The 26,975-nt window shown below is 69.7% G+C and carries 23 protein-coding genes; all 23 read right to left on the reverse strand.

The features are described 5' to 3' along the window. Positions 1-39: 39 nt before the first annotated feature. On the reverse strand, positions 40-1,488 hold the full coding sequence (locus ACF0H8_RS18980) for an MmgE/PrpD family protein (RefSeq protein ID WP_395290407.1): 1,449 nt from the start codon (positions 1,486-1,488) through the stop codon (positions 40-42). 94 nt (positions 1,489-1,582) lie between these two features. Continuing rightward, the gene (gene dctP / locus ACF0H8_RS18985; RefSeq protein WP_395290408.1) at positions 1,583-2,695 is read right to left on the reverse strand and encodes a TRAP transporter substrate-binding protein DctP; all 1,113 of its coding nucleotides are present in this window, start codon (positions 2,693-2,695) and stop codon (positions 1,583-1,585) included. Positions 2,696-3,096: 401 nt separating this feature from the next. Beyond that, the gene (locus ACF0H8_RS18990; RefSeq protein ID WP_395290409.1) at positions 3,097-4,236 is read right to left on the reverse strand and encodes a CaiB/BaiF CoA transferase family protein; all 1,140 of its coding nucleotides are present in this window, start codon (positions 4,234-4,236) and stop codon (positions 3,097-3,099) included. A 32-nt stretch (positions 4,237-4,268) separates the two neighbouring features. Next, positions 4,269-5,441, reverse strand: a complete 1,173-nt coding sequence (locus ACF0H8_RS18995; RefSeq protein WP_395290410.1) for an acyl-CoA dehydrogenase family protein — start codon at positions 5,439-5,441, stop codon at positions 4,269-4,271. Between the two features lie 10 nt (positions 5,442-5,451). Next, positions 5,452-6,582: an acyl-CoA dehydrogenase family protein gene (locus tag ACF0H8_RS19000; RefSeq protein WP_395290411.1), complete on the reverse strand. Its 1,131-nt coding sequence runs from the start codon at positions 6,580-6,582 to the stop codon at positions 5,452-5,454. Positions 6,583-6,608: 26 nt separating this feature from the next. After that, entirely contained in the window at positions 6,609-7,442 is an 834-nt protein-coding gene (locus ACF0H8_RS19005) for an enoyl-CoA hydratase/isomerase family protein (protein ID WP_395290412.1), read from the reverse strand. Continuing rightward, positions 7,439-9,655 carry a CoA transferase gene (locus ACF0H8_RS19010; protein ID WP_395290413.1) on the reverse strand — a complete coding sequence of 739 codons (2,217 nt, stop codon included), beginning with the start codon at positions 9,653-9,655 and terminating at the stop codon, positions 7,439-7,441. The genes ACF0H8_RS19005 and ACF0H8_RS19010 overlap by 4 nt, the downstream gene beginning before the upstream one ends. 2 nt (positions 9,656-9,657) lie before the next feature. After that, positions 9,658-9,918: a hypothetical protein gene (locus tag ACF0H8_RS19015; protein WP_395290414.1), complete on the reverse strand. Its 261-nt coding sequence runs from the start codon at positions 9,916-9,918 to the stop codon at positions 9,658-9,660. A gap of 17 nt (positions 9,919-9,935) precedes the next feature. Beyond that, the gene (locus tag ACF0H8_RS19020; protein ID WP_395290415.1) at positions 9,936-11,099 is read right to left on the reverse strand and encodes an acyl-CoA dehydrogenase family protein; all 1,164 of its coding nucleotides are present in this window, start codon (positions 11,097-11,099) and stop codon (positions 9,936-9,938) included. Positions 11,100-11,139: 40 nt separating this feature from the next. Next, positions 11,140-13,296: a CoA transferase gene (locus ACF0H8_RS19025; protein WP_395290416.1), complete on the reverse strand. Its 2,157-nt coding sequence runs from the start codon at positions 13,294-13,296 to the stop codon at positions 11,140-11,142. A 35-nt stretch (positions 13,297-13,331) separates the two neighbouring features. Further along, positions 13,332-14,633: a Rieske 2Fe-2S domain-containing protein gene (locus ACF0H8_RS19030; protein WP_395290417.1), complete on the reverse strand. Its 1,302-nt coding sequence runs from the start codon at positions 14,631-14,633 to the stop codon at positions 13,332-13,334. Between the two features lie 332 nt (positions 14,634-14,965). Continuing rightward, entirely contained in the window at positions 14,966-16,054 is a 1,089-nt protein-coding gene (locus ACF0H8_RS19035) for a hypothetical protein (protein ID WP_395290418.1), read from the reverse strand. A 172-nt stretch (positions 16,055-16,226) separates the two neighbouring features. Continuing rightward, complete coding sequence (locus ACF0H8_RS19040; protein WP_395290419.1) at positions 16,227-17,684, reverse strand: aldehyde dehydrogenase family protein; 1,458 nt, start codon at positions 17,682-17,684, stop codon at positions 16,227-16,229. A gap of 231 nt (positions 17,685-17,915) precedes the next feature. Beyond that, positions 17,916-18,707 (reverse strand): IclR family transcriptional regulator, encoded by a 792-nt coding sequence (locus tag ACF0H8_RS19045; RefSeq protein WP_395290420.1) that lies wholly within the window; start codon positions 18,705-18,707, stop codon positions 17,916-17,918. A gap of 182 nt (positions 18,708-18,889) precedes the next feature. Then, positions 18,890-19,555, reverse strand: a complete 666-nt coding sequence (locus tag ACF0H8_RS19050; RefSeq protein WP_395290421.1) for an RraA family protein — start codon at positions 19,553-19,555, stop codon at positions 18,890-18,892. Beyond that, on the reverse strand, positions 19,552-20,208 hold the full coding sequence (locus ACF0H8_RS19055; RefSeq protein ID WP_395290422.1) for an RraA family protein: 657 nt from the start codon (positions 20,206-20,208) through the stop codon (positions 19,552-19,554). Before ACF0H8_RS19055 ends, ACF0H8_RS19050 begins: the two co-directional genes overlap by 4 nt. Further along, complete coding sequence (locus tag ACF0H8_RS19060; RefSeq protein WP_395290423.1) at positions 20,205-20,606, reverse strand: RidA family protein; 402 nt, start codon at positions 20,604-20,606, stop codon at positions 20,205-20,207. The genes ACF0H8_RS19055 and ACF0H8_RS19060 overlap by 4 nt, the downstream gene beginning before the upstream one ends. Next, entirely contained in the window at positions 20,603-21,241 is a 639-nt protein-coding gene (locus tag ACF0H8_RS19065; RefSeq protein ID WP_395290424.1) for an RraA family protein, read from the reverse strand. Before ACF0H8_RS19065 ends, ACF0H8_RS19060 begins: the two co-directional genes overlap by 4 nt. Further along, positions 21,238-22,362, reverse strand: a complete 1,125-nt coding sequence (locus ACF0H8_RS19070; protein WP_395290425.1) for an amidohydrolase family protein — start codon at positions 22,360-22,362, stop codon at positions 21,238-21,240. The genes ACF0H8_RS19065 and ACF0H8_RS19070 overlap by 4 nt, the downstream gene beginning before the upstream one ends. After that, complete coding sequence (locus ACF0H8_RS19075) at positions 22,359-23,405, reverse strand: hypothetical protein (RefSeq protein ID WP_395290426.1); 1,047 nt, start codon at positions 23,403-23,405, stop codon at positions 22,359-22,361. The genes ACF0H8_RS19070 and ACF0H8_RS19075 overlap by 4 nt, the downstream gene beginning before the upstream one ends. Positions 23,406-23,451: 46 nt before the next feature. Beyond that, positions 23,452-24,399, reverse strand: coding sequence for a PDR/VanB family oxidoreductase (locus ACF0H8_RS19080; RefSeq protein ID WP_395290427.1), 948 nt, complete (start codon positions 24,397-24,399; stop codon positions 23,452-23,454). Further along, positions 24,323-25,618 carry a Gfo/Idh/MocA family oxidoreductase gene (locus ACF0H8_RS19085; protein WP_395290428.1) on the reverse strand — a complete coding sequence of 432 codons (1,296 nt, stop codon included), beginning with the start codon at positions 25,616-25,618 and terminating at the stop codon, positions 24,323-24,325. Before ACF0H8_RS19085 ends, ACF0H8_RS19080 begins: the two co-directional genes overlap by 77 nt. Continuing rightward, positions 25,615-26,961, reverse strand: coding sequence for a Rieske 2Fe-2S domain-containing protein (locus ACF0H8_RS19090; RefSeq protein WP_395290429.1), 1,347 nt, complete (start codon positions 26,959-26,961; stop codon positions 25,615-25,617). Before ACF0H8_RS19090 ends, ACF0H8_RS19085 begins: the two co-directional genes overlap by 4 nt. Between the last annotated feature and the right edge of the window lie 14 nt (positions 26,962-26,975).

Raw genomic sequence — 26,975 nt, forward strand, 5'->3', positions numbered from 1 at the left:
GCGAATGGGCAGTTCTCATTTCCTGCCCGCCAGGGGTGGTCAGGGGTTCAGGAGAGCCACGACGTCGCGCACATCGGTCACCTGTTCCAATGCCCGCAGGGCGGCGAGGGCACGCGCCGCCTGATCCTCCGTCAGCACCCGAGAGACGTTGTGCAGGAACTTGGCGTCGAGTTGCTCATCGGTGGCCCGGGCGTCGGTGAAGGGCGTGCCGCCGGGGTACATCCTCTCCTCGGTGAAGGTCCGCCCGCCGGCGACCACCTCCACCCGGGCGAGGGATGAGCGTCGGTCGGCTCGGTACGCCGCCTCGTAGCCGGGGTGGGCACGGACGGTGACCTTGTCCATGAAGGCACGCACGCCGGGGTCGGCGAGCGTGCTCACGTCCTGCCAGGCGGCGCCAGGCGGAATCCGGTGCACCGCAACCGCGGCGCAGTACGTCATCATGAACTGCGCCGCCAGTGGTGTCAGCTCGCTCGTCTGCAAGTACGGCTTGCGCTCGACCTGGGGATCCATGAACACCCTGACCTCTCCGATGTCCTCGGGCCGGAGACCGTGCCCGTCGATGATGCCGATGAGCGCGTCCAAGGACGAATGCACGTTGTAGCAGGCGGGGTAGAGCTTGTACGCGATCTCCTCGATCGTGGTCCAGGTGGTCCCCAACCCGGTCATGACGTCGGCAGGGTCCCAGCCCTGCGCGCCGACCATCCGCCACCAACCGTGCTCGCCCTCGAACACCGTGGTGTCCCCCACGAAGCCGAGTCCCGCGGCCAGGGTGGCCGTCACGGCGTTGGAGGAGATCCAGCCGGCCGCCCCGTACTTGCTCCACGCGCCGCCTTCCACGGCCGCGAACTTGGTGCCGGTGGGCACGTTACTGACGTGTCCGGTGAGGCCGATGGCGTTGGCCAGTTGCACCCGGTCGTAGCCGAGGAGCCCGCCCATCGCCACCGTCGTCCCGAAGGCGCACTGTCCGGCACCGGTCAGGTTCGAGTAGGTGATGACCTCGTTGCCGGCCGCGTCCGTTGTGACCTTCTTGAACGGCATGGCGATCGACAGCCGTCCGGCGATCTCGTGGGCGAGGACCGTCGCGACGATCAGGTCCTTGCCCGTCACACCGGCCGACTCGGCCGCGGCCAGGACCCCCGGGATGACGTACGGGACGATGTGGCCGGGCGGTCGGTGAATCGCGTCGAAGTCGTGAGCGTTCATGAGCTCACCGTTCGCGAACGCTGCCGCGGGCATCGAGACGCGTTCGCCGGTCCCGAGGATCGTCGCCTCCGCCGCTCCGCCCAGGCGGCGGCCCAGTTCGACGCCCACCCTGCCCTTGTCGTGGGCGAGCCCCGCGACGGTGCAACCGATCGAGTCGAGCAGGACCCGCTTGCCCTCGGCGATGACGTGCGCCGGGAGGCCGTCGTACGAGATGTCCGCGGCGACGTCGGCCAGGTCGAACGCCATCGAGGGCGAACTCTTCACGGGCGGGGTACTCACTGCCATTTTTCACACCTCACGGACCGCAACTCCTACGGGCTGACGCTGGGTGGACCGACGGACGGTGATGCGGGCGGCATCGGCGTCCGTCGGCCATCGATCACTCGGGTCGGTGCGGAACCAGGACCTCCTCGCGGATGATGTCCGCGAAATCCGCGAAGTCGTGGTCGTCCTGTGCCCACGAGGTGTAGGTCGGCCACGTCACGTCCTTGCCGTGGCCGAGCTCCTCGACCGTCGACAGCCACTTGTCGTGCAGGTCGATCACCGTGTCGACGGTCTGCTGGCCGTCGACCCCGGAGGGCGCCCGGTCCGGCAGCTCCGCGAGCACGGCCTGGTGGTGCTCGAGCAGCGTCTCCGCGGCGTCGTCCGCCCACGGCATGACCGTCAGTCCGGCCTCCTCGCTCTGGGAGAGGGCGTCGGCGGCCGAGCCGACGATGTTCCCGTGCGCGTATTCCTCGACGAAGACGTCGAGACGATCCCAGAGCAGTTGGCGGGCCACGAGGGGCAGACCGTCCCAGGTGGCCGCGCTGATGCTCCACGCCACCGGCGCGCCCGGGAACATGACGCGCTCATCGAGGACCCAGGTGTCGGCGACCTCGTGGAGGCCGTACACGGACGCGTTGCCGAGCGCGGAGGCCACACAGTCGACCACCCCGCGTTGCATCGCTTCGTACTGTTCGGGAGCCGGGACGCTGACCGGGACACCTCCGAGCGCCTCGATGCCGGCCGCCACCGCCGTGGCACTCGTGCGGATCTGGGTGCCGTGCAGCTCATCGAGGGAGTTCCGCTCGCCGTTGCAGATGAGGCCGGCGGATCCGCTGACCATCATCGGAAGCAGGGGCTGCACACCGCGGTCGCGCAGTTCGGTGTGCAGGGCCTCGTCGGTGGCCCCGAACTCCGACCATACGCCGACGAGCTGCAGCGCGCCGACCACTGGGCTGCCCTCGTTGAGGAAGGTCAGTTGGGCGGCGTAGTCCACGACCGGGAACGTGTCCGGCGCGATGCTCGGCATGTGCTGGCCCATGTCGACAAGGCCCTCGGCGAGTGCGTCGTTCATCTCCTGGAGCGGGACGCGCGAGCCGCTGTACAGAATGTCGAAGGTGATCTTCCCGTCGGACCATTCCGTGATCGCGTCGGCGTAGGCCACGACGGCCTGGGAGTACGGGTTGTCGGGTCCGGACGCGAGCTGGACGGTCAGCTCGGTCGCATCCACGTCGCCGAATGCTGCCGCGTAGTCCTGCTTCGTTGCGTCCGCAGGCAGGCTCTCCTGACCCTGCTCCTCGCTGCTCCCCGCGGGGTCCGCCGCGCCCCCGGCGCAAGCCCCCAGGAGAAGAACCGCCGCAACGGAGGCCGCCAAGGAGCGACCGGCTACATGACTGCGCATCGAAAAACCTTCAATCGTCGGTGATTGGGGAAGCGGCGACCGCCACGAACTGCTGCAGATTGGCACGTTATTTCGCAAGTGTCAACGATGCTCCGTTGACGGTCCGCTTTCTATGGATCAGCAGGGACTTGAACGCTGCAATGAATTCCATCGTCGCGAATTCGGCTCGCCATAGTCCACCACGAAACTTCGAAATGAGAGCGCGGGTGGCAATCGTGTGTCGGCTTCAATCACCGCACGACGGCGGGGTGTTCCGCCTCGCCCGCCGGACTGCTCATGCCGGCCGCGTCGCCGCCCAGCCGGATCGGGAAGCGGATTGCCGGTTGGCCGGCAACCTCCTCCACCAGACCGCGGCCGACCGCCTGGGGATGGGAGACCAGCTCGCTCGGCAGGGTGACCGCGCTGACCGGTACGCCCGCCGCCGTGAGGCGGGCGATCGCCTCTTCGCTGGGTAGCTGGGCGAGCGCCTCGGCGATCGCCGCGTTCACCTCGCGCGCCCGGCTCACCCGATCGCTCAGCGACAGCGTGGCCCAGGAGGGCTCCAGCGCCAGGGTCTCGACGAGGTGCGCCCAGAAGTGGTCCTCCAGCGCGGCGACGGCGATCAGCCGCCCATCACTGCCGGCGAAAGTGCCGTAACCCGGCTTGCTGTACGTGAACTCCCGCTGTTCCTCCAGCGTGGCGAGACCACTGTGCTGGAACTGGCCGAGGCTGAAGTTCATCATGTGCATCAGGCAGTCCGTGATCGAGACGTCGATGCGCCGGCCGCGACCGGTCTGCCGCGCCTCGTACAGGGCCGCCAGCGTCGCCCCGAGCCCGTACAGCGAGGCCGCGATGTCCCCCACCGGGAGGTTGATGCCGGGGCCGACCGGGTTGTCGAGCCCACCGCTGAGCGCCAGCACACCCGCGACGGCCAGGTAGTTGATGTCGTGACCGGGGTCGTTGACCATGGGGCCCGACGCGCCGTAGCCCGAGATCGAGACGTACACGAGTCGCGGATTCAGTGCCACGACATCGTCATATCCCAACCCGAGCCGGCCCATCACGCCGGGCCGGAACCCCTCGACCATGACGTCGGCGTTGCGGATGAGCTCGCTGGCCCGCGACAGCCCCTCGGCGCTCTTGAGGTCCAGCATCGACGAGGTCTTCCCGGCGTTGATGATGGGGAAGACCCCGGGCCCGGTGCGCCGCGCCATGTCACCCAGCGGCGGGCGTTCGACCTTCTGGATCGAGGCACCCATCGCCTCCATGCAGTGCGTCAAGAACGGGCCGGGGGCCAGCTCACTGAAGTCGACGACCTCGACCCCTGCAAGGGGACCCGCGTCGGTTGCGGCGGCGGCGCCGGGGCGGCCGCCCTCAGTTGGTGTTTCCACGTGAATCGTCCTCGTCCTTCCGACCGGTGGCCTCAGCGGGGCACGCGGGGCAACCCCAGCCCCAGGGTGCCGATGAGCTCGCGCTGGATCTCGCTCGCCCCACCGGCCACCGGCAGCTTGAGCTCGACCTTCAGCGTGTGGTCGATGTCCCGCATCAGAGCTGCGGTGGCCGGGTCTGCGGGATCGCCGTAGCGCTGGACGACCTCCGCCACTGTGCGACCAACCTGGATCAGCCGCTCGGAGCTGTAGAGCTTGTTCGCCGACGCGTCCGCCGCCCGCACCTCTCCGGCGCCGGTATCGGCCACGATCCGCCAGTTGAGCAGCTCGTTGGTGGTGACCATGGCCGAGAGCTCGGCGAGGGCGCGGCGCACCGCCGGGAGGTCGGCCATCCGGCCCTGCCCCTCCACCGGTGTGTCGAGCGCCCACTCCTGGAAGTGGTCCAGGTGCGCCTGTAGCTTGCCGGCCGGGCCTACGATGAAGCGCTCGGAGTTGAGCTGATCGATCATGAGCTTCCAGCCGCGGTTCTCCTCCCCGACCAGCATCGTCGCCGGGACGCGCACGTCGTCGAGGTAGGTGGCATTGACCTGGTGTGTGCGGGGCAGCGTGCGGATGGGCGTCCACGAGATGCCCGGCAGCGAGGTGTCCACCATCAGGATGGACAGGCCGCGGTGGCGAGGCTCTGCCGGGTCCGTGCGGCAGCCGAGCCAGATGTAGTCGGCGCTGTGCACCCCCGACGTCCACATCTTCTGGCCGTTGACGACGTAGACGTCGCCGTCGCGCCGCGCGCTGGTGGTCATGGCGGCCACGTCCGTCCCCGCGCCTGCTTCGCTGTAGCCGACGGCGACTTGCAGCTCGCCCGCGAGGATCCGGGGCAGGAACTCGGCCTGCTGCTCGGGGGTGCCGAACCGCTGGAGTGCCGGTCCGATCGAATAGACCGTGACTAGCGGGTATGGCACCCCATAGCGGAACGCGGCACTGACGACGATCTGGTCCGCCATGGGACCGAGCCCACGCCCGCCGTGCTCGGTGGGCCACCCCAGCCCGAGCCATCCGTCCCGGCCGAGCCGTGCGCTGATGGCCCGGTAGGCCGGCCCGAACTCGTCCTCGCGCAGCGAGGCACGTTCCTCGTCGGTGACTACCTGCGAGAAGTACGCGTCGGCCTCGCGGCTGAGCGCGCGCTCTTCCGCGGTCAGGTCGATCTGCATGGGTGTCCTTTCAGCTCACGGCGACCGGCGCGGCAACGGGCAGGGGTGCCGCATCGAGGCACGCCTCCGTCCCACCCAGCAGCTGGTCGAGGTAGAGGCCGGTCGTGAAGTAGCGGTGCAGCGGGTAGTCCAGGTCGAGGCCCGTGCCGCCGTGGAGGTGCTGGCAGCTGAACAACGCCGGGACGGCCTCCTGGCACACCAGGTAGGTGGCGGCCGTGACGGTACGTCGCGCCTCCTGCGCCCCCCGCTCGGCCAGCAGCCATCCGCTGGCGCGGACCGCGTTGTCGAGGGCGAGGTTGGCCACGTACACGTCGCTGATGCGCATGGTCACGGCCTGGAATTCGGCGAGCGCTCGGCCGAACTGACGCCGGTTCTTCACGTGCTCGGCCGTCAGCTTCATGGCGGTCTCCAGCACACCGGAGGCAAGGGCGGCCACGCCGGTCAGCGCCGTGAGCTCGAACAGCTCCGCAGCCTGCCCTGGATCCTCCGCCTGGAGCAAGGCGTTGGCGGGAACGGCGACGTCGTCGAGTTCCAGGCGGGCCGTGGGGAGGTGGCAGGCCGTCGGGTGGTCTGCCCAGGTGATACCGGCACCGGCGGCCGGCACCAGGAACAGGCCGACGCCACCGTCCGCCAGCCTGGCCGGGACGAGGACGACTCCCGCGTCCCGGCCGAACGGGACGAACGACTTCACACCGGTGAGGCGGTACTGGTCGCCGTCGCGACGGGCGATCGTCTGCACGTCGCGGACGCCCCGCCCACCGGGCTCCCGGATGGCCCCGGTCACCCACGCCTCCCCAGCGGCAATCTCGCGGAGCAGGCTGTGGTGCTCCTCCCCGGCGACCGCAGCGAGCGGAACGAGGCCCAGCGCGAGGGTGCTCAACGCCGGGACCATCGCCCCGCGCTGACCGACCTCGCGCAGCATCGCCGTCATCGCCGTCGGTCCGGCCTGCGCGCCGTCGGCCTCCAGGGGCAGGAACGCCTCGAGGACGCCCGCCTCGACCAGGCCCTGCCAGGCAGGCGGGGCGTACCCGTCGGCCTCGTACTGTGCCGACGAGATGGCCTCGTCCGGCAGTTGGGTGGCAAGAACCTGTCGGGTGAGGTCCGCCAGCTCCTGGGCGACCTCGTCGAACGAGAAGTCCATCCCTGTTCCCTCGCTTTCTGTCCGGCTCAGCGAGCCTGGAACTGGGGCTTGCGCTTCTCGGCGAACGCGCGGCCCGCCTCTTTGAAGTCCTCCGTGCGGTCCAGGCGCGAGAGCTGCATCTCGGTGTCGAGCTGCGTCGCGATCGGCACCCACTGCTTGCGCGTCACCCGAACCGCGTCGCGCGTGGCCAGGGGCGGCACGCTGAGGACCTCCTGCGCGAGCTCCTCAGCGGCGGCCAGGTGCTGACCGTTCGGGACCAGGCGGTTGACGAAGCCCATGCGGTACAGCTCGGACGCCTCCATCTTCCGGCCGGTGATGAGCATCTCCGAGGCCAGCTTCGTCGGCATGAAGGTGTTGATCTTGGCCCAGGTGCGCGACCCGGACATGCCCGCGGTGGTCTCGCTGATCGCGACCCGGGCGTCCTCCGAGGCCACGATGAGGTCGCACTCCGCGGCCAGGTGGGCCCCGCCGCCGAGGGCGTAGCCGTGCAGCGCGGCGATGACCGGCTTGTAGTTGGCGGTCCGGCCCAGCCAGCCCTCACCGCCGGTGCCGCGCACGTGCTGCGCACCGCCAATGTGACCCGCGCGGGCCGCCTCGAGCGCACGGGCGTTACGTGCCGCGTCGTCGACGCCGAAGGCGAAGGAGCTGTGCTCCTTGACGTCGACGCCTGCGCAGAAGCTCTTGCCGGCGCCGTGGATGATGAGGACCCAGAGGTCGTCGTTGAGATCGAACTCGAGCAGCGCCTGCCGCATCTCCGCCTCCATCTGGTCGGTGAAGGCGTTCAGACGTTCGGGTCGGTTCAGCTTCAGGTACGCCAGGCGGCCCTTGTTGGTGAACTCGACGGTCTGGTAATCGCTCATGTGGTCGCTACCTCGTGCTCTTTCGTGTGGGGTGCGGTCCTGACCGCACCGGTCGTGACGAACGTGCGCTGTTGCTCAGGTGAGAACCCCAGCTCGGTCAAGATGTCGTGCGTGTGCTCACCGGGCGCCGGCGCGGACCGCAACGGCCCCAGGGGCCGGCCCGCGAGACGTACCAATGGCCCGAACACGCCGGTGATCGCTCCGTAGCGTTCGTCGGGCACGGTGATCACCAGGCCGGCCGTGCGGGCGGCGGGGTCGGTGGTGAGCCGGTCGAAACCGGCGGGCTCGCACCTGGTCACCCATACCCCGGCGGTCCCCAGCTGCTCGAGGGCCGCATCGTTCGTGCGGGTGGCGAGTGCGGCGGAAATTGCCTTGTGTTCGCCGTCCGTCCACGTCTCCGGTGCGGTCGGCAGGTCGAGCCTCAGGGCCTCACCGAGCCGTTGCGCCATGGCCGTGCCCCGCACCGCGAGGGCGATCCAGCCGTCGCTGGTCGGGTAGAGGCATTCTGCCGGGTCGAACCCGGTGCGCTGCGCATTGAGCAGCGGCGCGCCGCGGACCGCGCCGTCGGCCTCGCGGACGAGTTCTCCGCGCAGGAACATCCCGGCGCCGAGCAGGCTGGTGTGCACGTCGGCCCCCGCGCCGTGCACGGTCCGTGCATAGAGCCCGGCCAGCATCGCGACGGCGCCGAGCGCCCCCGTGGCGTAGTCGATGTACGGCGCGCGGTACCAGACTGGCTCGTTCCCGACCCCGCCGGCGCGGACCTCATGTCCGCACAGGGCTTGCACGACCATGTCGAAGCCGCTGTTGCGGGCCTGCGGCCCGGTGCGCCCGTAGGCGGTGGTGTGCAGGTAGACGAGGCCCGGGTGCAGCGCCCGCAGGGTGGCGGCGTCGGCGCCAAGCCGCTCGGCGACGCCGGGCCGGAAGTTGTGGTGCACGACGTCGGCCGTGGCGGCCAGCCGTCGGAGGACCTCCTGGCCGTCCGGTTGCTGCAGGTCCACGACGATGCTGCGCTTACCGCGGTTGGAGGCCCACACGTTGCGGATCCCGGTGATGTTGGACAGCCCGGTGGGCGGCTCCACGGAGATGACATCCGCGCCGAGGTCGGCGAGAAGCTTGGAGGCGAACGGTCCGGCCACCCAGTTGCCGAGGTCGAGCACCCGCACGCCGGCGAGCGGCCCGCCCCCGTCCGTGGCGGCGGACCACGGCGCAGCGCCGGCGCCGGCGGCCGTGGTGGTGACCTCCACCGGATTGCCCGCGTAGCGCCGGCCGTCGGGTCCGGTCTGGACGAGCCCCACCTCCTCGGCTTGCGGGTTGGTCAGGCACTCCCCGGGCGTGAGCACGGGCGCCGCGGCGATGCCCACCTCGTTCAGCGCCGTGACGACCTGTTCGCGTGGGAGGCGGGCGATGTGCTCCGCGAGAAGCGCGCGGTCGCCGAAGTAGTTCTCCGGTCCACGGGTGGCATCGGGTGCCCCGCGGTCGGCCGGGTCGGCCTCGGCCTCGATGCCCAGGGCCCGGTAGATCTTGGCGACGGCGGAGGGGACGCCCATGACGAGTTGGACATGCCCACCGTCGGCGCAGCGGAAGATGAGGTGCTTGACGTCGAGCGGCGGCACCGTGTCGAACTCCCGGTCCGGTCGCTCCGCGCGCATCCACAGGTGGGACCAGAACAGGGCGATGCCTTGCTGCAAGGTGACCGGGACGAGGCTGCCGCGGCCCGTGCGGTGCCGCTCGAGCAGCGCCGCCCACGCACCGATCGTGGCGAGCAGCGCGGCGCCGTACAGCGTCGGCCCGAAGGCCAGTTGCGTCGGCTGACCGCTGAACTGCTCGAACACGAGGCCGCTGCGGGCCTGGACGAGCAGGTCGACCGCGGGGGTGCTCGGCTCGGTCCCGGGCACGTAGCCGGAGATGTCGACGACCACCACGTGGGGGTGACGTTCGGCGATCGCGTGTGCATCCAGCCGCGGCGCGGCGTCGGGATGGTCCTCACCGCCGACCAGGCAGACGTCGATGCCGGCGAGGACGTCGTCGAGATCCGCCGGGTCTACCGTGGCCGCGTCGCGACGCCACCATGACAACGCGGGATAGCGCGGGGCCGCCGGATCGGCGACGTCCAGGCGCAGCAGGACGGCACCGAGCTCCCGAAAGAGCCTGCCCACCACGGCGGTGGGCAAGCCCGTTCCGGCATCCAGGACCCGCAGGCCCTGCCCAGGCATCGTCAACGGGCAACCTCGACGTCGAGCGGGACGATCATCTCGACGGGCAGGGGCTGCCACAGGCGCGTGTCGTCCTGGCCGACGAACCCGAGCTTGCGGGGGCTCAGGACGCGTGTCAGCTCCTCACGCAACGCCTCCACGGCGGACTCCATGCTGCCCGCCTCCCGGGTGAGATCCGCGACCCCGAGGCACCGCGCCGAGTACTCGCCGGACTCCTGCCACGTGATAGCTGCTACCGCCTCGATGACCATGCTGGCCTCCATCCGTTTTCTCACGCCCCTTACAGGGCGCGAGCGATCGCTTGCTTCATGGTTTCGGACGTGCCCCCGTACACGCGCAGCACGCGGTTCGAGGTGTAGATGCGCGAGATCGGGGACTCGTCCATGAAGCCCATGCCGCCGAACAGTTGCATGCATCGGTCCAGCACCCGCCCGGACATCTCGCACACCCACAACTTGGCCATGGCGGCCTGCTGTTCGGAGCTGATGCCGCTGCGCACCTTGCGCACGATGTCCTCGAGCATCGTGCGGCCGACCTCGATCTCCGTCTTCATCTCCGCCATCGCGAACTGGGTGACCTGATAGTCGCCCAGCGTCTGCCCGAACATCTGGCGCTGGCGCACGTGCTCGAGAGTCAGCTGGAAGGCCAGCTCGGCCTGGCCGAGCGCGCGGGCGCTGATCTGGAGCCGGTCGTAGGCGAGCGCGCCCATGAGCAGGCGCATGGCGCCGCCCTCGCCGCCGAGGAGGTGGCCCGCGGGTACGACGACGTCGTCGAAGTACAGCTCCGCGGTGTTCCCCAGCGGGAAGCCCATCGTCCTGAGTTTGCGGCGGGTGATGCCGGCGCTCGCGCCGTCGACGAGGAACATGCTGAGGCTGCGCCCGCGCCGTTCCGGGGCGGTCCGGGCGACGACGTAGATGATGTCCGCGACGTCCCCGTTGGTGATGAAGGTCTTGGCCCCGGACAGCACGTAGTTGTCGCCGTCGCGCTTGGCGGTGGTGCGGATCGCCAGGACGTCGCTGCCGGCGTCGGCCTCCGTGGCGGCCATGCACTGGATGGCCTCGCCGGCGATGATCTTCGGCGCCCACTCGTTGATGAGCTCCGGGGTGCCGCCGTCGACAAGCAGACCGGTGGCGAGGTCGGTGCAGAACAGGCTGCCGACGGTGCCGTAGGCGTGGGACTTGGCGAGCTCGTGGGAGATGATCATGTTGAAGATGGGGGTTGCCCCCATGCCGCCGTACTCCTCGGGCACGGTCGTGCCGAGCAGGCCTGCGTCTCCGGCCTTGCGGAAGAGGGCGTGGCGGGTCTCGCTGTCTGTGGCCAGAGTTGCGTAGACCGGCTCGACCTCGCGGTCGAGGAAGTCGCGCAGCAACTCGCGGAAGGCGTCCTCGTCCTCGGTGAACGCCGGCTGGTAGGCGGGTGCGTCGGGGTGCACGTCGATGGTCATCGCTTATCTCCTGGTCTGTTTTTCAGGCGCCTGAGCAGGCTCAGCACACGGTCCCGGCGGCGTAGAGGGCGTCGATCGCCTGGTCGTCATATCCCAGCTCGGCGAGCACCTCGCGGGTGTGCTGACCGTGGGCGGGGATCCCAGGACGGCCACGTTCCGGCAGGCGGGTGCGGGAGAAGGTGATCATGGGCCCCAGGTGCCCGCGGACCTCGCCGTAGACGTCGTCCTGCCGGCTGGTCTCCGGCACGACTGGGCTTTGCCACGGCTCGGCCCATGCCCCGCAGCGGCGCACGTCCGCCAACGCGGCCTCGGTCGTCCGGGCCTCGAGCGCCGATGCCAGGTGTGCGGTCTCGTCCGCCGCCCATTGCTCGACGGGCCGGCCGGGCTCCATGCCGGTCAGCTCGCGCCACAGGTTCCGGGCAATCGAGTCCGATCGGGCGGCGATCGCGATCCACCCGTCCGCCGTGCGGTAGTACCGCTCGGTCGGGTGGGTGCCGAGCCCGTCCGCTTCCAACGGGCGCGGACCAGCCAACGTACCGTCGGGCAGGCGGACCATGTCCGAGATCATGAACATGCCGGCGTTCAGCAGGCTGACCCACACATCGCTCGCGACGCCGTCGACCTCTCGCTCGTAAAGGGCCATGAGCACCGCGATCGCACCCAGGGTGCCGGTGGCGTAGTCCAGGTAGGGGGTGCGGTACCACACGGGTGGCCGACTCGGTCCCCCCGCGCGGCGCTCGAGACCGACCAAGGCCTGGACCACCATGTCGAAGCCCGGGTCGTCCGCCCGCGGGCCGGTCGGCCCGAAGGCGAGCGACTGCAGGGTAATCAGATCCGGCCGGTGTGCGCGGAGCTGCTCGGGACTCACCCCGAGCCGGCGGTCAACGCCGCGCCGGAAGTTGTGCGTGACGATGTCGGTGTCCTTGAGCAGGTCTGCCAGTACGCGGGCGCCGTCCTCGGACTTCAGGTCGATCGCCAGGTCCCGCTTGCCGGAGTGGCAGGCGAGGAAGTGGCGCAGCGTGCCGCGGGAGACATCCCCCTGGAGGGTGTCGACCTTGATGACCTCGGCGCCGAGGTCCCCCAGGAACCGGGAGGTGAACGGGCCGGCGACGAACGCGCCCAGGTCGAGCACCTTGATGCCCGCGAGCGGGGCAGTGGCCGCGGTGGTCGTGCAGGGCCAGCCGGGCGCGGGCGCGGTGCCGAGCACACCGAGGACGTTCGCCACCGCGGTCGCGCCGGCCGCCTCGGTGAGGATGCCGTTGGCCGCGAGCTGCTCGTCGTCCCAGAACTGGCCGGGCTCGAGCACGGGCGCGGCCGGGATACCTACCTCTGCCGCGGCGGTGAGGATGTCGGCGCGGTTCATCTTGGCGACGTGGGCGCCGATGAGGGGCCGGTTGCCGAAGAACTGGTCGGCCGGGGCTCCCGGCTTGGGGAAGCCGCGGTCGGCGGGATCGACCTCGACGTCGATGCCCAGGATGCCGTACAGCTTCTTCACCGCGCTGGGCACGCCCATCACGAACTGGACGTAAGTCCCGTCCTTGCACCGGAACAGGAGGTGCTCGACGTCCTTGGGGGTGACTTTGTCGAACTCCGGGTCCGGGTGCTCGGCGCTCATCCAAAAGGGCATCATGAACAGGGCCGCGCCCTGCTCGAGGGAGGCCGTCACCACCTGGCCCGTGTGGCTGTGCAAGCGCTCGATGAGCCCGGCCCAGGCGCCCAGCGCCGCGAGCATGGCCTGGCCAAATGTGGGCATGGGCACCGCGAAGTGCAGCGGCCGGTCGGAGAAGTGCTCGGTCCCCATCCCCGTGCGGGCCTGCACGAGGGAGTCGACCGCGGGCGCGCCGTCGTGTGCCTCGCTGACGTAGCCGGGCAGGTCGACGACGACGAGCCGCGGGTGGTGCGCGGAGATTTGCTCGGCGTCGCGACGCGTGCTGACCTCGGGGTGATCCTCCCCGCCGGTGAGTACGACGTCGGCCGCGGCGAGGAGCTCGTCGAGTTCCTCCGATCCGGCGGTGACGGATGTGGCGTGCCACGACCGGTAGGCCGGGTAGAGCCGGGCCATGACCTCGTCCCCCGCCGGGGCCACCCGATGCACGGTGGCCCCGGCGTCAGCGAGGAGGCGCGCGGCGAGAGCACCACCCATTCCGGTCGTCAGGTCGACGACGCGCAGGCGGCGTGCCGCCGAGAACTTCTCCATGCCCGGGTTCGCTCCTCGCTCTCGTTCTTGTTGGTTCAGCTCACGCCGAGACCGGCGAAGTGGTCCTTCCAGGACTTGCCGTCTTCCAGGGTGATGACCGCCGCCTTCAGCGGCTCCTTGGGCTCCAGACCGACAATCTCGTCGCCGCGGGAGAGCCGCTGGGCGTTGTCGACGAGGCGGCGCCGGAAGCGGGCGATCGCCAGGTCCGACGGCACCAGGTGCTCGATGGGGTAGTCCTCGACCTTGCCCATGGACGAGCTCACCGCGAAGTCCTCGGGGATGAAGCGGTGGATGCCCGTGAAGCTGCCGTTGCGCATGGCCTCACGGTCCTGGCCCCAGTTGTTCTCCTTCGACGGCCGCCCGGGGAGGCCGTGGTACTCGCGGCCCAGGCCCCAGGCGTCCATGCCCTCGTCGTCGATGCCGTAGTACTGGCGGATCGTCTCGCGCTTCTCACCCACGCCGATCTCCTGCGTGGCGTCCCAGAAGACCATGAAGAAGTGGGAACGGTCGTTGTCCACCGGCAGGGTCAGCTGCATGAGGTTGTCGCCGGGCGTGACGATCGTGGTGGGGAAGGCCCAGGCGGTGACGCGCGCGACCTGCTGCGGCTCGCCGGCCTCGGTGACGTAGTCGCGGATCGCGGCGTAGCGCATGCCGAAGTCCGTGTCCTGCACCTCGATCGCCGGGGCGAGGTTCTTCGAGATCGAGGCGCCGAGCTGAGTTCTGCTGGTGCCGCCGAACGCGAGCTTGGGGCCCGTGCCCTGCTCGTTGGCCCGCACGGAGTCCTGGTGCAGGATGCCCGTGTGCGATGAGTCCAGCAGGCCCTCGACGACGCGGGTGTAGTTGGTCGAGGCCACCATGAGCTCGACGACGCGGTTCTCTTCCGGCACGTCGAAGAACGCGTGGTGCGGCAGCGGCGGCTCCTCCTCCTTGGGGCCGAAGTAGCCCCAGATGATGCCGCCCTCGTCCCGCGCGGAGTAGGAGGGCTGGCGCACCCGCTCCTTCAGGCGCTCGTCCCGCACGTTGGGCATGTCCATGACGCTGCCGTCGACCGCGTACTTCCAGCCGTGGTAGATGCAGCGCAGGCCGCCCTCCTCGTTGCGGCCCAGGCACAGGGAGGCGCTGCGGTGGATGCACAGCTCGTCCATGAGGCCCACGCGACCGTTGGTGTCGCGGAAGACGACGAAGTCCTTGCCGAGCGCGGTGACGCGCATCGGGTCACCATCCGCAACGACGTCCCGGGACAGCGTCAACGGAAGCCAGAACCGCTTCATGAGTTCGTGCATCTTGCTCCCCGGGCGCACGTCCATGAGGAGCTTCTTCTGCTCGATCGGGTCCATGTCCAGTCCATTTCCCTGCTGCTGCAGCTAGCGACGTTGCGAAGCTTCTGTCCAGGTTCGGGCTCGGCCTCGAGCCCGCTCAAGTGGTGTCAGCGACCACTCCCACGATACTTCATCGCAACCTACGATACTTCGCGGCAGTTAACCGGTCGCGCTCGTGCCCGTCAAGCTACCCTGCGCGCCCACCCCGGCCCGACCAGACCCCATGCCCCCAGCCGGCGAGACGTCAACTTCTCCGCGAGACGTCATCTCCTCGGCGAGACGTCAACTTCTCGGCGAGATGTCATAACAGGCCGACGCCGTCTCACCCGGCTGGGCTGTGCGGGGATTGCTCATTGGGCGGGGCGCTGAGGTGCCAAGACCTTCTCGGCAAGCGCGTCCACGTAGACCCGCAGATCGGGCTCATTCGTTTGGAACCAATCCGCGAACTCGGCCCACGAGGGGTTCTCGGAGAAACCCAACTCCCCGACGCGTTCGAGCCATTCCGCGTGAGCGTCATTGACGGTGTTGACGATCGCCTCGCCGTCCAGTCCGGCCGGGGCTTCCAGGCTATGGCTCGCGAGCACGCTTTCGAAGTGATCCTCAAGGGCAGTCCGGGCATCCGGCTCCCACTCGTTGAAGCTGAGGCCACCGTCCTGAGACATCGTGAGGCCGTCGACATAGGTCTCGAAGACCGAGTGCTGGATGTGTGCCTCGATAAACACGTCGAGCCGATCCCAGAGGAGTTGCCGCACCGGCAGGTCGAGGCCGTCCCAGGTTGCGCTTGTCATCCCGAACGAGGTGGGTGTCCCTGAGAACTGAACTCCGCTGTCGATCGTCCATGCGTCGGTGACCTCGGTCAGTCCCATGACGCTGGCGAGCAGGAGGTTGGCGTCGACGCAGTCGATGACGCCGCGCTGCAGGCCCTCATAGAGCTCCGGGACCGGCAGGGAAACCCGCGCCGCCCCCAACGCTTCGACCTCGGCCTTGTGGGCCGCCGACGTCACCCGGATCCGCTTTCCGCCTGCGTCGTCGAGCGAGGTGACCGGCTCGCCCGCGCAGAGCAGGAAGGCTCCGCCCGTGAACGACAGCGGCATGAGGGGCTGGATGCCGTTGGTCCGCATCTCGTCTCGGACGGCGGGTTCGGTCAGACCCACCTCGGTCCAGGCGGCGACGCCCTGCAGTGCGCCGACGAAGGGCGTGGTCTCGTGGAGGAACATGAGGTCGCCGAGGTAACTGGTGATCGGGAACAACTCCGGCTCACCGGTGGGTTGATGGATCCCCATATCCACCAGGCCTTCGGCAAGGGCCACGTTCATCTCGTTGACGGGCACTCGGGAACCGGAGTAGAGCAGCTCGATGGTGACGGCGCCGTCGGACCATTCCTCCGTCAGCCAGACCGGCCTCTTCGAAAGCCTTCGCGCGCGTTCAGATCGGAACAATGGATTGCTCGCTTCCTCGGGTCTTGTGAGGGTTTCGCCCTCAGGAAACGTGACATCTCACCGAACGAATGACGCCTCACCCGGGAGATCGTGAAGTCTCGTGGAGAAGTTGACGTCTCGCGGAGAAGATGACGTCTCGCCACATTCCCCTACTTTTCACTTTTTTCGGGGGTCAGGCCTGGGACTTCGGGACCGTGAGGGTCTTGTACTCCACGAACGCCTCAAGACCCTCGGGACCCATCTCGCGTCCCAACCCGGAGGCCCCGATGCCACCGAAGGGCGCGGCGAAGTCCACGCTCAAGCCGTTGACGCCGCACATGCCGGTGCGCACGCGCCGGGCCACCCGCTCCCCGCGGGCCTCGTCGCCGGTCCACACCGCGCCGGCCAGCCCGTACTCGGTGCCGTTGGCGATCACGACCGCCTCGTCCTCGTCGCGGTAGATCATCAGGCACAACGCGGGGCCGAACACCTCCACCTGCCCGATCGTGGAGTCCGGCGCGACGTTGCCCAGCACCGTCGGCTCGACGTACCAGCCGGCATCCAGGCCCGCGGGGCGCCCACCGCCGGCGAGCACCGTCGCGCCCTCCTCCCGCGCAGTGGCAAGCAGGCCCTCGACGCGCTCGCGCTGACGCTCGGCGATCAGCGGACCCACCTCGGTCGCCTCGTCGAGGGGGTCGCCGACCTTGAGCGCCTTGACCGCCGCGACGATCGCCTCGGTGAACTCTGCGGCCCGCGACTCCGGCAACAGCACCCGCTGCTGGGCCGTGCACTGCTGGCCGTTGATGGTCATGCCGCCGGCGACGAGGCCGGCGACGGTGGTCTCCAGATCGGCGTCGTCCAGCACGATCGCCGACGACTTCCCGCCGAGTTCCATCGTGGCGCGGCGCACGCTGCGCGCACAGATCTCGAGGATGCGCTTGCCGACGGCGGTGCTGCCGGTGAAGGCGACCTTGTCCACGTCGGGGTGGCTCACCAGGTGCTCGCTGACCTCACGGTCGGCGACGAGCAGGCTCACCAAGCCGGCCGGGAGGTCACAGGCCTCCAACATCTTGGCGATCTCCACCGAGCACAGGGCGATCTCCGGCGGGGTCTTCACCACCACGGCGCACCCGGCGATGAGTGCGGGGATGGCCTTGACCATCACCGACATCAGCGGCGTGTTCCAGGGCACGACGGCCGCGACCACTCCGACGGGCTCGCGCAGCACGATCGAGTCCTTGACGAAGCCAGGCCGCCGCTCCTCCCATGCCGTCGACGCCGCCAGGGAGGCGAAATAGTCGACCATCATGGCGGCCCCGGGCACCTGCCGCGTGCGCGAGTAGCTGATCGCGCAGCCGACCTCGGCGCTGACCAGGGTGGCGAACTCCTCGGCGCGCTCCTTGATGGCATCTGCCAGCGGGGCGAGGGCCGCAGCCCGGGCGGTCGGGGGCAAGCGCTGCCACTCGCCGGAGTCCAGGGCCGCGCGTGCGGCGGCGACCGCACGGTCCACGTCCTGCGTGTCGGCCGCGGCCACGCTGCCCAGCGGCAGCCCGGTGCCGGGGGCAATGGATTCGATCCGCAGGTTACTCGAGGGGGCCACCCACTGCCCGCCGATGAAGAGCTGATCGATCTCCTGCACCACTGCTGACATATTCGCTCCTTTGCGAAAGACGGGCCTGGACGTGCACGTGTGCCCCGCGACACACACAGTCTGCGATATTTCGAACTTACGGCCGGATCTTCGTAGGTCAAGCACATCGGACTGCGGCACCCGGGCGCGCCACATCCGTCCCAGCGTCGGGAGCACGCGCTCCTCCGGCGACATCCCAAGGTCCCGGGTTGCTACGGCGCCGGCCGGCAACGGCCCGGCCCGTCGCGCCAGTTACTCGCCCCGGAAGACCGTCTCGCCGATCTCCTTGACGACCTCGACGAGCTCGTCGAAGTTGTCCACGATGCGCTCGGTCGGCCCGATGATGCCCAGTGCGACAGGCCGGTCACCGACGTGCCCTGCCACGGCGAGCGAGCTCACCCCGATCGTGCCCTCGTCGCGCGCATGGAAGTAGCCGCGCTCGCGCGAGTCCCGGATGTCCTCCTCGATAGCGCGCGGGTCGGTCTTGGTCTCCGACGTCAGCCTCGGCAGCGGGTTCAGCCGGAGTAGCCGCGCGAGCTCGTCGTCAGGCATCTGGCTCAGCAGTGCCTTGCCAAGTGCCGTCCCATGGACAGTGAAGGAGTCCCCGACATTGATGACATACCGCAGGCGGTGGCGACCCTGCGAAACAGCGAGGACTTTGATCTTGTCGTTGTACCGCTCGGCGAACGCGGCCGTCTCACCCGTCCGCTCGGCCATCAGGGACACGGCCTCCTCGGCGAAGGACAGCACCGGGTCGTTCTCGGCGATCTGTGTCGCCATGGCCAGGAGCCGCCCCGACGGGTAGTAGCGGCGCGTCCCGACCGTGCGGGTCACGTAACCCTGCGCGTACAGGGTGTTGAGCAGGTCCGAGGTGCTCGACTCGGGAAGGTCGAGCAAACGCGCCACCTCCGACTTGGACAGTTCTCGCTGCTCCCGAGCGAACGCCTCGAACACTGCCATGGTTCGCGCGGCCGCGGGCACGGTCAGGCCGGCACCGGTCTTGCGCTGGACGCGGTTCCCCGCGGTTGCATCGAGCTTGACCAACGCCGATCTCCTCCACTCATCTTGCCCCGCGTACGTCCCGGCATCGTCAGTGAGCACATGCTTGTCGCCCCGCTAGGCAATCTGTACCTAACGGCCCCGTACCGGCGCGGACTCGCAAGTTTAGAGGTTATCGCAGCTGCCAGAGCCGCCGTGGCTGAGGGCTCCGGTCATACTCCGGCCCTTTAGCCCGCTCGGTAGGTCTGCAGGCGGTGGTAGCCGACTTCGCTGCGAGCCTCCCGCAGGGTGCGTCCCTCGGCAACCGCCTGCCTGATCCGCTCCTCGGCGTCGCGGATCTCCTCGGCGGCAGTGATGACCTCCTCCGCACGCGCACGTGGGATGCTGACCACGCCGTCCCCGTCACCGACGAGCCAGTCGCCCGCCTCGACGCGGACCCCGCCGATGGAGACAGGTTCCCCGGTCGCCTCGACGCGCACCCGGTCCTTGCCGGTCCGCATCCAGTTCCCGCGGGCGTAGATGGGGTAGCCCAGCTCCAGGGCGCGGTCGACGTCACGGCACACGCCGTCGATGACGGTTCCGGCAACGTTGTTGCGGGACGCGGTCGAGGTGAGCAGGTCACCCCACACCGTGGCGTCCATACGGCCCTGGTTGTCCAGGACGACCACCTGTGCCGCACCGAGGTCGTCGATGTAGTCGCCGACGGTTCCCGGGTCCTCCCCGACGGGTCCGTAGCGCAGGGTCCACGCCTGGCCCACCAGCCGGAACGTGCGGTCGAGCGGCATGATGCCCAGGCACTGGCCGTTGATCCCGAGCCGGTCCATGGCATCGCTGACGTCGGTGCAGCTCAGTTCGCGCAGCGCCGCCTGTACCGCGTGGTCGTCCATCGTCATGCCTTCTCCAACATCGTCTCGTACTTCGCGCCCATGACCTGTGAGATCGGGACACCTTGGCGGATCTGCTCGGCCATCTGACGCTCGCGCTCGACCACGGCTTCTGCCGCGTCGAGCACCTCGGCGCCGCGGTCAGCCGGGATGAAGACCACCCCGCTGCCGTCGGCGATCACGTAGTCACCGGGATGGACCTCGACGCCGGAGATGGTGACGGGGATGTTCCAGTCCTGTTCCACGACCCGCCCGCGGGCGGTGATCGGGACGGCGCCCCGCGCGAACACGGGCAGGTCGAGGTCGCGGCTCTCGTCGAGGTCCCGGCAGGCGCCGTCGACGATCACGCCCTCGACACCTCGTTGCGCGGCGGCGAGCGAGAGGTTGCCGCCCCAGCCGGAGACGTCGTTCCGCCCGCCATGGTCGACGACGATGACGTCGCCGGCGCCCGATGCTTCGACGGCGGCGGTCCCCAGGTGCCGGCCGGAGGGCGCGGCGCGGCCGGCGGGCACCAGCCGCACCGTGGTCACCCGTCCGCGCACCGGCTTCTGCGTGCTGAGCCGCTCGAGGCCGAGGGCCACGCCGGGGAGGCCCAGGGTGTCCAGGGCGTCGGACACGGCGCAGGCGTCCACCGCCTGCAGCCGCGCGATGATGTCGCTCATGCGGTCCCTCCGCTCTCTGCGATGTACGCCGTGGCCTCCAGCTGCACCTTCATGCCGGCGGGCAGGTCCTGGCGGATGACGTGCCGTGCCGGCCGGACAGCCTCCTCGGGGTAGGCCGTGACCCAGGACTCGTTGACGAGCGGGCGAATGCCATCGGCACCCAGGAAGACGTTGATGTGGACCACGTCGTCGAGTGTGCCGCCGCCCGCCTCCAGCACGGCGCGGAGGTTGTCGAAGGCGAGGCGGACCTCCTCAGCCGCGTCCTGGGGCAGGGCGCCCGCCGCCCGGTCGACGCCGCGCACGGCCCCCGTCATCAGCAACGGCCCGCGCCGCGCCGCCGCCGGGATGGGGTTCGTGCCGTGCTCGAGCCCACTCACGTAGATGGCGTGCGGGCTCACCTGGTCACTCCGGGCAGGCCATAGATCTCGACCGTGTTCTCCCCGGCCACCAGCCGGTCGAAGATCTCGCTCTCCGTGTCCTCGCGCCGCTGCGCCTCCGCGACAGCGGCCGCCGCCTGAGTTGCGGGGAGAACCACGACGCCGTCGTCGTCACCTACCACGAGGTCGCCCGCACGCACCGTGATGTCGCCGATCTGGATCGGATCCCCGAGCGAACCGGCGCCCGCCGGGTCCTTCGCGGTGCCACGGATGGAGATGTGCCGGGAGAAAGTGGGGAAGCCGCGGGCACCCAACTGATCGCCGTCGCGCACGCCACCGTCGATCACGAGGCCGGCGATGCCGCGCGCCTGCGCGGCCACCGCCATCACCTCGCCCCAGTAGCCGTACTCCCCGGCCCCCATGTCGCAGACGAGGACGTCGCCCGGGCCGGCCGCGATGATGGCGTGGTGCAGCCAGAGGTTGTCCCCCACCGGGCCGCGCACCGGCAGCGCACGGCCCGCCAGGCGCATACCCGGCCGCACGGGCCTGATCGCTGCCGGCAGGGCGCCGACCTTGCCCGCGGCCTCGTGCAAAGTCGCGGTCGGCAACGTGGCGGCCTGCGCGATGAGGTCGTCGGCGACGCCGGTGACGGTCACTGCCGCACCGCCTGGGCGGAGGCCCGGGCGTCGTCGGCCAGCTGGGCATCGAGCAGCGGAAAGACCTGCCGCGCGTTGTGCTCGTAGATGAGCCCGCGGTCGGCGTCCGTGAGGAAGTCCAGGCGGTCGATCGTGTACTTGAAGTCCTCGAACGACCGGCCGGTCTTCGGGTTGATCGCCCCGCCGCTGCCCGGACGCTCGGTGCCGAACAGCGTCCGGTCGGTGCCCACGGTCTTGAAGAGCAGCTCGAGCGAGGTCTCCGCGTGGACGTCGGTGTCGAACCAGAGCATGCGCAGGGCATCGTCGAAACTGGTGAGGTCCGCCGGCGCCGCGGGGAGCTCCAGGCCGTTCATGCCCGCGTGCTCGAGGTCCTTGAAGTAGTCGGCGATGTGCTTCTTCTTCGTGGCCAGGTCCAGCCACCAGTGCGCCCGCCAGCGGCCGATCTGATAGGGGATCGCCCCGCCGCCATGACTGATCATGACCTTGAGGTCGGGGAACCGGTCGAACACCTCGGAGTGCACGAGCGCCGTCACGGCGAGGCTCTCCTCGGTGGAGAAGTGCTCGTCGTAGGTCTCCCGGCCGCGGCAAGCCGCGCTGTGGATGTGGGCCGGGACCTTGAGCTCGACCAGCTTCTCCCACAGCGGGTACCAGTACGGGTCGGACAGGCGCGGGGAGCGGCCCCCGCCCTCGTCCGGGTCCGGGTTGAGCAGCACGCCGACGAAGCCCAGCTCGCCGATGGCGCGCTCGAGCTCGTCGAAGACGATCTCGACGGGCTCGCCGGACACCTGCGGCAGGCCGGCCACGCCGCGGTACCGGTCGGGGTGGAGCGAGACGGTCCGGTGGATGAGGTCGTTCTGCAGGCCGACCCACAGCGCGACGTCCTTCGCGATGGGGTGGGAGTGCATCAGGACGAAGGGTCGCGGGGAGATCAACTGGATGTCGGTGCCCACCTGGTCCATGAGCGTCACGCCCCGGGCCGCGCTCGCCTCGAGCTCGGCCTCACGGACGTAGCGGTCGATGTACCACTCCTTGGAGTGCTGCCCGTTCGAGGCCTGCAGCACGGTGCGGATCCCGAAGACGGATGCCGGGGTGATGAGGTGGCCGTGCGCGTCGATGATCATACGGACGCGGCTCCTTCCGTGACGCGGGCGGGGGCGACGGAGTTCGCGCCCTGCCAGATGAGGAATGCCATCCCGATGCCGGTCCCGGCCTCGGTGCGGCGGACAGGGATGTACTCGTAGCCGTCGGCCTGCAGGTCCTTGGCTGCGCCGGCGGTCATGATCCAGTTCAGGATTTCCGAGTTGCCCGAGCGCAGGCCCAGGTGGGGCAGCGCCTTGAGGGTGTCGACGTCCTTGGCGACGAGCGCGTCGAGCACCTTGCGGTCGAGCTCCTCGTCGACGGCGAAGTGGGTCAGGCCGCCCGAGGCGACGACGCCGACGCGCTGGCCGGTCGGGAGCGCCTCGATCGTGCGGGCGATAATCTCCCCGATGTCGTAGCACCGCGCCGGGCGAGGCACGTTCGGCGGGAAGTAGGTGTTGAGCATGATCGGCAGGATCGGGATCTGCCGCTCCCCCACCAGCCGGTCGATCACGAAGCCGTACGCGTGGCCGAAGCCCAAGGTGTAGGGGTCGGCGACCTCGCTCGCGACGGCCGTGTCGACGCCGTTCTCGATGAACCCGTCGATGAGCGCGTTGGCCAGCTCGGGGGCCCCCGGGTAACGGTGGACCGTGTCCATCTTGTACCCGCGGTTGGCCTCCTGGTACCAGGCGGGCAGGTTGGGGTTCACCTCGTTCTTCGGGTGGGTGACGATCTCGTCGCCGTTGTAGACGGCGATGGCGGGAGTGTGGGCGTCGCTGAAGAGCTCCTGCTGGTCGTCGCCGATGACGATGAGGGCGTCGAGCTCGGCCTCGTCGATGGCGGCGGCGAGGCGGTCGAGTGCCGCCTGTGCCAGCGCCGCCTGCTCTACGAAGTGCTCGGTCGTGGCCTCGTCCGCGTGCCGGCCTCCGACCTCGACGTTCAGCTCGTCGTAGCTGACGACGCGCCCGTCGGCGAGGAAGAGCTCGGTCTTGCGCAGGTCGTCCTTGGCGCGGTCCGGCCAGGTCTCGGGGGCGATGGCAAGGAGAGGGCTGTGGGATGTCCCCACCGCCATGACGATCTCAGCCATGTTCGTTCTCCACTTCGGTTCGGTGTGTCGGGATGTCGGACGGTGCTCAGCGCTCGAGCACGAGCCGGGGGCTCTGGCTGCCTGAGCAGCAGATCATGATGGTGTCGTTCGCGGCCTTCTCCTGGTCGGTGAGGACCAGGTCGCGGTGGTCGGGCACCCCGCTGATGACGCGTGTCTCGCACGTGCCGCAGATCCCTTCGGTGCACGAGTACGGCACGTCGAGGCCGGCATCGAGCATCGTCTGCAGGATCGTGTTCCCGGCGGGCACCACGAGGGTCAGGGCGCTCTCGGTCAGCTCGACCTCGAACCCCCCATCGGTGGCCGGCGCCTCGGTGTTGGAGAAGTACTCCACGTGCCGCTGCTCGGCGGGCAGGGCCGCCGCGGCCGCCTCGAACGCCTCGAGCATTGGGGTGGGGCCACAGCAGTACAGGTGGGCCTGCTCGCCCGCGGACTGCACCACGGAGTTGAGGTCGAGGACGGCGCCGCCGTTCTCGTCGTCGACGTGGAGCCGGAGCCGTTCCGGGTGCTCTCCCGCGAGCCGCTCCAGCTCCGGCAGGAACGCTGCCTGGGTCCGGGTGCGCACCGCGTAGTGGAGCACCCAGTCCCGCCCCAGGGCCGCGAGCCGGCACACCATCGCCATCATCGGGGTGATGCCGATGCCGCCAGCGATGAGCACGCTGGTGGCGGCCGACTCGACGAGCTCGAAGTTGTTGAGCGGCCCGGTCACCTCGAGCAGCTGCCCGGGACGGATCTCGTCGTGGATCCAGGTGGAGCCCCCGCGGCTCTGGGCGTCTCGGGCAACCGCGACGACGTAGCGAGACGTCTCGGTGGGGTCGTTGCACAGCGAGTAACTGCGGGAGAGCCCGTTGGGCAGCGCCAGGTCGATGTGCGCACCTGCGGTGAAGGCCGGGAGCGGCTCACCGTTGGGGTGCGCGAGCTCGAGTGAGAGGATGTTCTCCGCTTCGAGGCGCACTGCCTGCACGCGCAAGGTCATGGTCTGAAGCTCCTTGGCGCCGGGTCGTTCCATGGTCTGGTGGGACATCGCACCGCTCCCTTCTGGAGTCGAGTAGAACCTGCCGACGCTGATCGGCCGATCGGATGATGGCCAGGCACACCGCGAGGGTGTCCCGGCCGAACTCCCCGTCGTGGAGAGCGGGGCTGCGGTGGCGGACCGCGGTGACAAGCTCTTCGAGCACATCACCCCGGCCGGGCCACCATGCGGTCTGGTCGATGGGGTGCTCGACCACGCCGTCGTCGGTGTACGCCAGCACCGAATGCCGCCCCAGCCGCAGGTCGGCACCGGCACAGCTGACCACGAGCTCACCGAAGTGCGGCTGGTTCTCCGGCCGCGCCACGGTGCGCGCACCGTAGGCCATGCGGGTGGTGCGTTCCTGGCGTTCCTCGTTCGCGCTGAGCCCACGCAGCCGGGCACGGGCGGCGCCGTGGGCCGGCGTCTTGGGACCGCCGCCCTCGGCGATCCAACCGTGCAGCTCGTCGCTGTCGAAGTGGTCGTACCCGCTGTAGACGAGGTTGACCGCTGCCCCGCTCTCGAGCTCCACCAACGCGGCGCAGCTGCCCTCGGTGGGCCGCTGCGGGTCGAGTACGCTGGTGAGCGCCGTGACCGCCCGCACCGGGCTCCCGGCGATGGTGCGCGCGATGTCCACCTGGTGGGGCACCTGATTGAACAGGATGCCACCCCCCGCGCTCGTGTCGAGTTCCTCCGGCCGGCGGGGCCGGTAGAGGAAGTCGGTGTAGTTCCACAGCGCGATCATGCCGAGGGGTCCGTACCGACCGCTCTGGACGAGTTCGCGCAGGAGGAGCACCCCTGGGGCGAAGCCGTGGGTGTGGCCGACGATGAGGACTACACCGGCGGCCTCGGCCGCCGTGACCATGGCGTCACAGTCCTCGAGCGTCAGCGCCATCGGCTTCTCGACGACGACGTGCTTGCCCGCCTGGGCGGCCCGCACCGCCTGCTCGCGGTGGAACTGGTGCGGGGAGGCGATGTAGACGGCGTCGACGTCGTCGAGGGCCAGGGCGTCGCCGAGGTCGGCGAAGGCCGGAAGACCCTCGGCCGCTGCGAATCTCGCGCGGAGCTCGGGCTGCGGGTCGACGGCCGCAGCGAGGCGGACCCCGGGATGGGTCCGCGCCGCTGCCAACATGCCGCCGCCGGCGAGCCCGAGCCCGACGATGGCGAGCCCTAGCCGTTCCGTCATAGCGCCGGCTCGACCTCGGTCATCGACGCCGCGGCGAACTCGTGCCCGTAGGTCTCGGCAAACTCGTCGAACGTCTCGATCGGCGTGAGCTTGCTGATGGCGCGGACCCGGAACAGGTCCGCGTTCTGCACCGCGGAGGGCTCGGCTCCGGCTTTGAGCTGGTCGGCCATGTTGATGAGGATCCGCCGGGCGGCGACGACCGCCCGGTCGGAGCTCACGAGGTGCTCGAAGGACCGGTCCGCGATGCCCGGGTCACCCTCGATGACACGAGAGTTCTCGGCGAGCGCCCGGTCCTGGTCGTGCACGCCCCAGATGCCGGTGAAGTTCTGGTGGCGCTGCATGACGCGATCGACGAGGTAGTCGTTCCCCTTGGTCGCCACGGGCAGGAAGGTGTCGATGACGGTCTCGTCCTGCAGCTTGTACGGGCCCTTGGTCAGGCGGGGCGGGAAGAGGGCGCCGCTGAGGTAGTAGGACTCCAGCTCCGCCTTCTCGATCGGGTGGTCGACGCGGTAACCGAAGGTGAAGACGGTCGTGTTGTTGTCATCGATCGGCACCCAGGCGCGGCCGCCGCCCTGGACAAACTCGCCCGGGCCCCGGGGGATCAGGCTGAACATCGGCAGCATGAACTGCGTGACACGCCAGAGGTACTGCCCCTCGTGCTCACGGCGGGCGCCGTAGACCATGCCGTAGTCGGTCTGGCGCAGCTCGATGTGCGGGGCGGCGTCGTTGGTCATCTGCGCGCCGGTGGACTTCTGCTTCGTGTTCTCCTTGTCGAAGTCCCGGTGCAGCCAGCTGATGTGGGAGCTGTCGATCTCGCCCTCGAGGCCCTGGGACCAGTTGGTGCGCTGCAGCCAGCGGGCGGCGAAGACCTGGTCGGCGGGCAGGTTCGCGTACTCGATCGCCGGGAACGGCGGCTGGTGCTCCTTGGGGCCCATGTACACCCAGATCACGCCGGCGCGCTCCTCGACGGGGTAGGCGGTGATGCCCACCCGGGAGCGGATGTCCGGCGCGTCGGCGGGGACGTTCGGGGTCTCCAGGCAGTTGCCGTCGACGTCGAACTTCCAGCCGTGGTAGCCGCACCGGATGCCGCAGTCCTCGTTGCGGCCGAAGAAGAGCGGTGCCAGACGGTGGGAGCAGTAGGCCTGCACGACGCCGACCCGGCCCTTGGTGTCACGGAAGGCGATGAGGTCCTCCTTGAGGATCCTCAGCCGGATGGGCGGACCGTCCTTCTCGGCGATCTCGGACGAGAGCGCGGCGGGCAGCCAGAACCGCCGGAACAGCTCACCCATCGGCGTGCCCTTGCCCACGCGCGAGAGTGTTTCGTTGGCGTCTTTCCTGAGCATCTCTACTCCTGTGG

This window comes from Georgenia sp. AZ-5 (assembly GCF_043952095.1).
Classification (GTDB): Bacteria; Actinomycetota; Actinomycetes; order Actinomycetales; family Actinomycetaceae; genus Georgenia.